The sequence below is a fragment of the Oricola nitratireducens genome, assembly GCF_014904745.1.
Taxonomy (GTDB): Bacteria; Pseudomonadota; Alphaproteobacteria; order Rhizobiales; family Rhizobiaceae; genus Oricola; species Oricola nitratireducens.
Window position 1 is genome coordinate 1 of sequence record NZ_JACZCS010000066.1, and the last position, 576, is coordinate 576.

Below are 576 nucleotides of genomic sequence, written 5' to 3' on the forward strand. Positions count from 1 at the left end.
ATCTTGCCGCCATGCGCCTCGGACTTCGCCCAGATGACGAAGACGTCGGCGATCGGCGCATTGGAGATCCACATCTTCGAGCCGGTCAGCTTGTAGCCGCCATCGATTTTCACGGCGCGCGTCTTCATGCCGCCCGGGTCGGAACCGGCGTCGGGCTCGGTCAGGCCGAAACAGCCGATCCACTCGCCGGAGGCCAGTTTCGGCAGATATTTCATCCGCTGCTCTTCCGAGCCATAGGCATGGATCGGATACATCACCAGCGAGGATTGCACGCTCATCATCGAGCGGTAGCCGCTGTCGACGCGCTCTACCTCGCGCGCCACCAGGCCGTAGGCGACATAGCCGGCGCCGGCGCCGCCATAGGTGTCGGGCACGGTCACGCCGAGCAGGCCCATCTCGCCCATTTCGCGGAACACGGACGGATCGACGCGCTCTTCGCGGTAGGCATCGATGACGCGCGGCTGCAGCTGGTCCTGCGCATAGGCTCTGGCGGCATCGCGGATCAGGCGTTCCTCGTCGGTCAGCTGGTCTTCCAGCCGGAACGCGTCTTCCCAGTTGAACGAGCCGAGATCCGGC

Annotated in this window: 1 protein-coding gene; it reads right to left on the bottom strand. The window is 65.1% G+C overall.

All coding sequences use genetic code 11. The annotated features are described in order from the left end of the window. Window positions 1-576, bottom strand: a 576-nt coding sequence (locus tag IG169_RS23810) for an acyl-CoA dehydrogenase family protein (protein ID WP_428982286.1), incomplete at both ends; no start/stop codon positions are given.